We start from the raw sequence: 8,582 nt of genomic DNA, 5'->3' as shown, positions 1-8,582 counted from the left end.
TGACGTTGTCGCCGGGGGTCCCGATCGTCCGTACCGACGCCCGTGACCGTGAGTCGGTCAAGAGCACCCTGATCACGCTCGTCGAACACGCCCTGACCATGTGGGTCGCCGTCCCCGGCCCCGGTTTCCAGCGAGGTCGTGTCTGATCGATCACGCGCGTGGCTTGGGCAGCGTCGGCTCCACCCCATGGAAACCCCTCGCAGGCTCGGACTTTCCATGGGGCCCGGACGCCGCGTTCTCGCCCAACCCACGACAGTTGTCGCGGGCTCAGAATTTTGTCAGGCATCCCCTGCTCAGCAGGGCAGGGCCTCGATCAGGCTCGCCCCGGCGGGCAGCGGCAGAATGCGGGAGAGTGTGAAACCGGCCTCGCCGAGCAGCCGGGTGTATTCGCTCAACGTGCGCTCCATCCCGCCGTCGGTCAACGCGAGCATGCGCATGTCGAGATCCTTGCCGATGTGGGGCGTGGCGTCGTCCGGCAGCACCATTTCCAGCAGCAGCACCCGGGCGTGGCGGGGCGCCGCCTTCCGCACGTTGGCGAGGATGCGCAGGCTCGCCTCGTCGCTCCAGTTGTGGATGATGCTGGCCAGCAGATAGAGGTCCCCGCCTGCGGGCACGCTCTCGAAGAAGTCGCCGCTCTCGAACTCGCACCGGTCGCCGAGGCCCCGTGCGCTCAGGGACTCCCTGGCGTTCTCGACCACGTGCGCGATGTCGAAGAGCACGCCGCGCATGCCGGGGTGCCGGTCGAGCACCGCCGCCAGCAGGTGCCCGGTTCCCCCGGCGACGTCCACGAACGTCTTCACGCCGGTGAAGTCGTAGGTGGTGGCCAGAGCGGCCTCCAGCGGTGCCGCGCGGATGGCCATGTACTCGTTGAACAGGCGGGCGGCCTCGGGATGCTCCTGGAAATAGCCGTACAAGGGGCCGAATCGCGCGATGAAGGCGGACCGCCCGTCCTTCACGGTCTGCGCCAGGTTGCCCATGGCGTACCAGTAACCGTTCTCGGCCGCGATACGCAGGGCGGAGCGCATGCTGCCCGGAACGCCGTCACGCAGCGTCTGACCCTCCTCGGTCAGCTCGTACGTCCCCGGCGTGACGGCGCGGACCACCCCGACCGTCTCGAGTTCCCGCAGCACGCGCGCCAGGGAGGGCTCGTGCGCGTCACACGCCTTGGCGAGCTCCGGCACGTCCATCGGGCCGGAGGCCAGGTGTTCGGCGCAGTTCAGCTCGGCCATCGCGGCGAGCGCGGCGAACCGGGAGAGCCCGACGATGGCGTCCCAGACGGGGCCGGTGGAGTCGATCAATGCTTCTCCAGAACAGTTGAGGTGGGGGAGCCGCCTCGGACCAGGCGGCCCACTTCGGCACGCAGCCGGACGAACGCGTCGAGTTGCCGCGTTGCGATCTGGTCGCGTGATTCGCCCAGGTCGACCGGCAGGTCGGCGGCGACCCGGGCCGGTGACCGGGTGAGGACGATCACTCGGTCGCCGACGTAGACGCTTTCGTCGATGTCGTGCGTGATCAGCAGGGTCGTCATGCCGTGATGCGCGCAGACCCGCAGCACCAGGTCTTCCAGGTCCTCGCGGGTCTGCGCGTCCACTGAGCCGAAGGGCTCGTCCATCAGCAGCAGGGACGGGCGGTAGGCGAGAGCGCGGGCGATGGAGACCCGTTGCTGCATTCCGCCGGACATCTCCCAGGGGTACTTCTCCGCGGCGTCGGCCAGGCCGACCTGATCCAGCGCGGCCATCGCCGCCTCCCTGCGGCGCCGCCGATCCTGCCCGCGGCGTCGCAGCGGCAGCGCCACGTTGTTCGCGGCGGTCATCCAGGGGTAGAGCGAACGGCTGTAGTCCTGGAAGACGACGGCCAGGTTGTCGGGAATGCGATCGACGGGCCGGCCGCCGATCAGCACCCGGCCCCCGGTGGGACGGATGAGACCGGCGACGGACCGCAGCAGAGTGGACTTGCCGCAGCCGGAGGGGCCCACGACGCAGACGAGTTCGCCCTCGGCGGCGCGGATGCTCACCCCGTCGAGAACGCGATGCGTACCGTACGAGTGGACCAGATCGGTGATCTCGAGCACGATGCCTTCCTAGGTGGTCTGCCTGGCGTTCCTGTGCCAGGCGAGAACGCGCCGTTCCAACAGCAGGAACGCGGAGTTGAGCAGATAGCCGAGGAGGCCGAGCACCACCAGGCAGCCCCACATGTCGGGGTAGAGGTAGCTGCGCTGCGCCGACAGGAGCCGGTAGCCCAGGCCGCCGGAGCCGGCGAGGATCTCGGCGATGATCAGCAGGATCAGGGCCAGTGAGAGGGCCAGCCGCAGGCCGGCGAAGATCTTGGGCATCGCGGCGGGAACGATCACTCTGGTGAGCCGCTGGGCCGTCGAGAACCCGAAGATGCGCGCGGTCTCCAGGTGCTGACGGTCCACCGTCCGGGTGCCGTCGATGGTGTTGAGGAGGATCGGCCAGATGATCCCGAACACGATCGTCGTGAGCTGCGCCGGCGTGCTCAGCTTCAGCAGGGCGAGGAAGAAGGGCACCAGCAGCGGCGGTGGCACGGCCCGGCCGAGATGGATCAGCGGGTCAAGGTAGCCGGACAGGCGGGGGGAGCAGCCGATGGCGATTCCGGCGACGACCCCGAGGACCGCGGCCAGCGTCCACCCGGCGAACAGGCGGGCGAGGCTGGGTCCGAAGTCGTCCATCGCCTGCTCCGTCAGCAGGAGATGAGCGGGCGGGCCGGACAGCCACATCTCGCCCATCCGGGCCAGCGTCGCCGACGGGGGAGGGAAGAACGGCTGCTCGGCGGCGCGGGTGGCGATCTCCCAGGCCACGAGCGTCACGGGCACCAGCCAGAGACGGCCGACGGCTCTGATCACGTTCATCGGGCGGCTCCGGTGCGTACGTCGTGCCAGCGGAACAGCCTGCGCTCCACCGCGACCAGGGCGGTGTTGGACAGGACGCCGAACAGGCCTGCCCACAGGGCCGCGCCGAGCATCAGGTCCATCCGGTTGCCGCTCGCGGCCTCCGTGATGTAGATCCCGACGCCCTCCGCCCCTCCTGCGAGCAACTCCGCACTGATCACGAGGATGATGGCGGTGCCGGCGGCGACGCGGATCCCGGTCGCGATGAAGGGCGCGGCGCTGGGCAGCGCCACCCGGAGCAGTACGGACACCGGACCGAACCCGAAGCTGCGCAGGGTCTCCTTGGCGAGCGGGTCGACGTCCCGCAGCGCGTAGATCGTGTTGATGACGATCGGCCAGGATGCCGCGTAGACGACGACGGCCACCCTCAGATGCAGGTTGTCGCTGAAGAGCAGGATCGCGAGCGGGACGATGGCGACCGACGGGATGGGCCGGAGGAACTCGATCAGCGGCCGTACGGCCCGCTCCACGGGCGGCAGGGCCCCGAGCGCGAGTCCGGCCGGGACCGCCACCGCCACGGTCAGCAGCAGCCCGAGCCCCCACGCGGCGAGCGAGGCACGCGCGTCGGCGAGGAACTCCTGGTCGACGAGCAGTTCCGCCGCGCCGCGGAGGATCGTGGACATGCGGGGCAGGAAGCGGTCGTCGATCAGGCCGGTCGCGCCGACGATCTCGGCCGCGGCGAGGAACCCCGCGACGCCGGCGGCGCCGCGGAGGACTCGTGCGTGTTCCATGGCAGGTGCGGGATCTCCGTCAGCTCGCCGGGGGCGGCAGGATCATCGACTTCACGTCCAGATCGTTCTTGAGGTAGCCGTACTCCTTCATCAGGTCGGCCACGCGCTGCAGGCGGGTCTCGCTGAGGGAGGTCGGGTAGGAGCCCAGGGAGATGACGGCCGCGGTGGCGGCGTCGATCTTGGTGTACTTGGGCAGCGTCTCCTCGACGATCTTGCGGTCCTTCGCGACGAGCGCCTGCGCCTTGCCGAGCGCCCGCTGGAACGCGGCTATCGCCTTCGGATATTTGCTCGCGATGGCGTCGGTGGTGAACCAGCCGGCGATGGGAAGATTTTCGGTCGGGCCGGTCATCTCATCGACGATGATTCGGCCACCCGCTTTTGATTCCACGGTGATGACTGGCTCGGTCATCGCCGCCGCGTCGACCTGGCCGCTTTCCAGGGCGGGGGGCATGTCGGGGAACTTCTTCTCCACGAACTGGCTCGGGGTCGCGGTCACCCCGGCCACCTTCATCTGCACTTCGGCCGTCAGTTGGCTGACGCTGTTGAGGACGTTGACCGCTATGGTCTTCCCCTTGAGGTCTGCAACAGTTTTGATCGGGGAGTCCTTTTTGACCATAATGACGAAAGCGCCGGGAGCGGCGCCGTAACTGTCCGCGACATACTTGAACTTCCCGACGCCCTTGTCCTGGGCGAGGAAAGTGCCGACGTACGCGCCGAGCGAAAGGTCGAGGCTTCCGCCCAGCAGCTTCTGGGTGGCGACGGCGCCGCCGGCGACCACCTCGGGCTGCACCTCCAGGCCCTCTGCCTTGAAGAACCCCCGATCGATCGCCACCTGCAACGGCGCGCTGTCCGGCACCGGGATCGTGCCCACCTTCAGCGTCGTCTTCTCGAGTCCGTTGCCAGAGGAAGAGGAGGACGTCGTGTCCGAGTTGCCGCAAGCGGTGAGCGCCAGGACGGCCACGGCGCCGACGGCGAGAGTACGCCTTATAAGCCTCATGAAGTCTCCTTTGTCTGGAGTGTTGAGGTGGCCGCCCGCGACGGGTCGTCCCGCATAGACGGCGACGGGCGAGAAGCGTACAGGAGCCGTGCGGATTCGATGTGTTTGAGTCACGATTGTAGTCAAATTGAGGAGTAAATCACCTCTGTCATCATTTGGAATTACGGGCAAGGCTTGGACCGGTTCCATGGTGGGGGTCGTCGTGCATCTCCCGTCCGATATTGCCTTCTCCCTGATCGCCGCCGCCTCGAAGATATGCGTTTGGGGCGGGGCGAAACACTGGATCGCTCCAAAATCCCAAGCGCTTTGTCTATCTCGACGCCTTATGCTCAAATTGCCCGGTGATGTGAGGGCTCTCGCATTAGAGCGACCCCGGAGCCTTATCCCCCTGAGATTCAGCGCGAGAGGTTGCGCCAGTGAGGACAGCAACGATCGAGAGTGGCCGCCGCGCCGAGCCCGAACCGGTTGCCGAGCCCGCCGGCGGCGCGTCCTCCGCGGACGGCGGGCCATCCGGCGGGCCCGCGACCGGCAACTCGATTCAGCTGAAGAACTGGCGGGTGCGAACCCGGCTCGTCGCGCTGATCGTGCTGCCCACCGTCGTCGCGGTCCTGCTCGGCGGCCTGCGGGTGACGAGTTCGATCTCCAGCGCCGCCGACTACCAGCGGGTGCGCGAGGCCGTCGAGCTCGTCGGCAACGTCGGCGTGCTCGTCCACGAACTCCAGCTGGAGCGGGACCTGTCGATCAAGTACGTCGCGGGCGGCCGTCGTGACAGAAGCCTGCTCGGTCTCGTGAACGACCAGCACGACGCCGTGGACGCCGCCGCGCAGCAGGTGCGCGTCCGGGCCGAGACGAGCGGGGACGCGCTGGGCGGGCTCGGCCGGGAGGACCTGTCGCGGGCCCTGGCCCGGCTGGCGGACCTGACCGCGTTCCGGAAGATCGTGCTCGAGTCGCAGCTCCCGCCGCTGCGCGGCATGGAGAATTACCGGCTCGTCACCGACGACCTGCTGAAGCTGTACGACGCGGCGGGTCAGGGAGTTCCGGACGAAGGGCTGTACGCGAGCATCAAGGCACTCGGGGCGCTCGCGCGGGCCAAGGAGGCGGTGTCGGAGCAGCGCGCGCTGCTCGCCATGGGACTGGCCCGCCAGAGGCTCGACCAGGCCGAGCTCGACGCCTTCACCGGCGCGGCGGCCAGGGAGCAGAGCGAGCTGGCGGCGTTCACCGCCGTGGCCACCACCGACGAGCGGCAGCTCTACAACGACACGGTCACCGACCAGAAGGTGGACCGGGCGCGGTTCTTCATCGACCGGGCGCTGTACCTCGTCGGCACCGGGCAGCCCATCCGCAACCTCAGCGGCAGGGGGGCCGACGCCGACCGCTGGTTCGACGCGATCAGCGAGCAGGCCGACCTCATGCGCGACGTGACCGCCGACCTGAGCAAGTCGATCGTCACTCGGAGCACCGCCCTGCAGGATTCCGCCCGGAACGTGGCCGTCCTCAACATCACGATGGTCGTCGTCGTCCTGCTCCTGGTCCTGCTCATCACCGCCGTCATGGCGCGCTCCCTCGTACGGCCGCTGCGGCGGCTGCGCAGCGAGGCGCTGGAGGTCGCCGGGCACCGCCTGCCCGCACTGGTGCAGCGGCTGCGCGAGTCCGAGGACGACGCGGCGGGGCGGGCCGAGGTGCAGCCGATCGGCGTGGTGTCCGCCGACGAGATCGGCGAGGTCGCGCGGGCCTTCGATGAAGTTCACCGCGAGGCCGTCCGGCTGGCGGGCGACGAGGCCCGGCTGCGGAGCAACGTCAACGCGATGTTCGTGAACCTGTCGCGCCGCACCCAGACCCTCGTGGAACGCCAGATCACCCTGATCGACGGCCTGGAGCAGGGCGAGCAGGACGAGCAGCGGCTCGGCGACCTGTTCAAGCTCGACCATCTGGCGACCCGCATGCGCCGCAACAGTGAGAACCTCCTGGTTCTCGCCGGGCAGGAGCCGGCGCGCCGCTGGAGCCGGCCCGTCGAGATCACCGACGTCATCCGGGCCTCGCTGTCGGAGGTCGAGGGCTACGAGCGAGTGGTGCTGAACTTCCCCTCGGACGTCTCGATCGCGGGCCAGGCCGTCAACGACGTCATCCATCTGCTCGCCGAGCTGGTGGAGAACGCGCTGTCGTTCTCCGCCCGCGACACCCGCGTGGTGGTCTCGGGCAACCGGATCGACGGCGGGGGTGTGATGATCTCCGTCACCGACTCCGGCATCGGCATGGCGTTGGAGGAGATCTCCCAGGCGAACTCGAGGCTGGCGAACCCGCCAGTGGTGGACGTGTCGGTCTCGCGGCGGATGGGCCTGTTCGTGGTCGGCCGTCTCGCCGCCCGCAACGGCATCAGGGTCCAGCTCAGACCGCACGACGGAGGCGGGCTGACGGCCATGGTCCTGCTGCCGGAGTCCATCATGGGCCATCCGGCGCATCAGCCGGAGTCCTATTCGGGGGCGTTCGCCCCTGCCTGGAGCCCGCGGCAGGCCGAGCAGGGGACGGCACAGCAGGGCATCGGGGGCTGGGGCCGTCAGCAGCTGCCGGCCTCCGGGGTCGCCGCGCCGCCTCTCCATGATCCGCTCACCCGGATACGCGGCCGGTCGTCCGGCATGGACGAAGCGGCGACCGGGCCGCTGCCGGCGGTGACCGGACCCGTCCCGACGGGGTTCGGCCCGATGACGGCGACGACCGGCCCGGTCTCGATCTCCGGGCCGATACACGGCGCCCCGATCCCTCAGAGCGGGGCGCAGGCGGGGCCGGCCTCCGCCGAGGAGTATCTGCCGATCTTCGCCTCGGTCGAGTCCGCCTGGTTCCGGCGCACTCCCCCCGCCGACACCGGATCCGGCTGGCAGCACGCCCCGTCCGTGGACGCCGGGTGGCAGGCCGCGGCGGCCGCCACCGAGAAGCCCGCCTCGGACGGCACGACCGCCTCGGGTCTGCCCAAGCGGGTGCCGAAGGCCAACCTGGTGCCCGGCTCGGCGGAGCCGGCCGCGGCGCCGGCGGCGCCCGCCCTCTCGCAGCCGATCCTGTCGCCCGACCGGGCCCGCAGCCGGCTGGCGAGCCTGCAACACGGCGTACGGCAGGGCCGGGCGGTGGCCAGGGGCGAACTGAGTGAGGACGAGGGCTACCCGACGAAAGGGGACGGCGCATGAGTGAGCTGAGCCAGGGCGCACGCGGCCTGAACTGGCTGATCGATGATTTCGTGAGTTCTGTGCCCGGGGTGGCGCACGCCGTCGTCGTCTCCGCGGACGGGTTGCCTCTGGCGTTCTCGCAGGGGTTTCCGAAGGATCGGGCGGATCAGCTGGCGGCGGTGGCGGCGGGGTTGATCAGTTTGACGCAGGGTGCCTCGCGGGTGTTCGAGGGTGGCCCGGTGACGCAGACGGTGGTGGAGATGCAGCGGGGGTTGTTGCTGATCATGTCGATCAGTGACGGGTCCTGTCTGGCGGTGCTGGCGGCGGCGGATTCCGATCTGGGTCTGGTGGCTTATCAGATGACGTTGCTGGTGGAGCGGGCGGGTCAGGTGCTGACGCCCGCGGTCCGCGCCGAGCTCCAAGCCATGTCGTATCCCCGGAGGTGACGGATGGATCCGTGGGGACAGCCGCCGGGCGCGGAACCGTGGGGCCAGGACCCCGGTGCGGACTCGTGGGGACGGCAGCCCGGCGCCCCGATCCCCCAGGAGCCCGCGTCTCCGGTCCGCCCGTTCACCGTCACCGGCGGACGTACGACGCCCCGCATGCAACTCGCGCTGGAGGCGTTGGTCTCCTCCGCCACGACCACGCACTACGACCTGTCCACGAGGCCCCCGGAACATCGGGCCATCGCCTCTCTGTGCCGTCAGGTGCGGTCGGTGGCGGAGGTGTCGGCGTTGCTGCGGATTCCGCTGGGTGTGGTTCGTGTGGTGATCGCGGACATGGCGGCGGAG

Annotated in this window: 8 protein-coding genes and 1 pseudogene; 4 read left to right on the top strand and 5 right to left on the bottom strand. The window is 69.6% G+C overall.

Features of this window, described 5'->3' with window-relative positions:
- Positions 1-146 (top strand): annotated as a pseudogene (locus ABZ857_RS43675) (ATP-binding protein); the annotation flags it as partial.
- A 147-nt stretch (positions 147-293) separates the two neighbouring features.
- Here ABZ857_RS43675 and ABZ857_RS43670 read toward each other — a convergent pair.
- Genes ABZ857_RS43670 through ABZ857_RS43650 form a run of 5 tightly spaced genes read right to left on the bottom strand, consistent with a single transcriptional unit; the run spans position 294 to position 4,636 of the window.
- A complete protein-coding gene (locus tag ABZ857_RS43670) occupies positions 294-1,298 on the bottom strand; it encodes a methyltransferase (protein WP_357056750.1) in 1,005 nt (334 codons plus the stop codon).
- A complete protein-coding gene (locus ABZ857_RS43665) occupies positions 1,295-2,071 on the bottom strand; it encodes an ABC transporter ATP-binding protein (RefSeq protein WP_357056747.1) in 777 nt (258 codons plus the stop codon). The genes ABZ857_RS43670 and ABZ857_RS43665 overlap by 4 nt, the downstream gene beginning before the upstream one ends.
- Positions 2,072-2,080: 9 nt before the next feature.
- The gene (locus ABZ857_RS43660; protein WP_357056744.1) at positions 2,081-2,869 is read right to left on the bottom strand and encodes an ABC transporter permease subunit; all 789 of its coding nucleotides are present in this window, start codon (positions 2,867-2,869) and stop codon (positions 2,081-2,083) included.
- The gene (locus ABZ857_RS43655) at positions 2,866-3,639 is read right to left on the bottom strand and encodes an ABC transporter permease (protein WP_357056741.1); all 774 of its coding nucleotides are present in this window, start codon (positions 3,637-3,639) and stop codon (positions 2,866-2,868) included. The genes ABZ857_RS43660 and ABZ857_RS43655 overlap by 4 nt, the downstream gene beginning before the upstream one ends.
- A 19-nt stretch (positions 3,640-3,658) precedes the next feature.
- Positions 3,659-4,636 carry an ABC transporter substrate-binding protein gene (locus ABZ857_RS43650; RefSeq protein ID WP_357056738.1) on the bottom strand — a complete coding sequence of 326 codons (978 nt, stop codon included), beginning with the start codon at positions 4,634-4,636 and terminating at the stop codon, positions 3,659-3,661.
- A gap of 416 nt (positions 4,637-5,052) precedes the next feature.
- On the opposite strand from ABZ857_RS43650, the gene ABZ857_RS43645 reads away from it, so the two are divergent.
- The 3 genes from ABZ857_RS43645 to ABZ857_RS43635 all read left to right on the top strand — a co-directional run.
- Entirely contained in the window at positions 5,053-7,812 is a 2,760-nt protein-coding gene (locus tag ABZ857_RS43645; RefSeq protein ID WP_357056735.1) for a nitrate- and nitrite sensing domain-containing protein, read from the top strand.
- Complete coding sequence (locus tag ABZ857_RS43640; protein ID WP_357056732.1) at positions 7,809-8,237, top strand: roadblock/LC7 domain-containing protein; 429 nt, start codon at positions 7,809-7,811, stop codon at positions 8,235-8,237. The genes ABZ857_RS43645 and ABZ857_RS43640 overlap by 4 nt, the downstream gene beginning before the upstream one ends.
- A 3-nt stretch (positions 8,238-8,240) precedes the next feature.
- Positions 8,241-8,582, top strand: a 342-nt coding sequence (locus tag ABZ857_RS43635) for a DUF742 domain-containing protein (RefSeq protein WP_357056729.1), incomplete at its 3' end; no start/stop codon positions are given.

Origin of the sequence: Microbispora sp. NPDC046933 (genome assembly GCF_040644635.1) — a bacterium.
GTDB lineage: Bacteria > Actinomycetota > Actinomycetes > Streptosporangiales > Streptosporangiaceae > Microbispora.
Note: the sequence above shows the minus strand (reverse complement) of the source record. Positions and strands in the feature narration are given on the sequence as shown.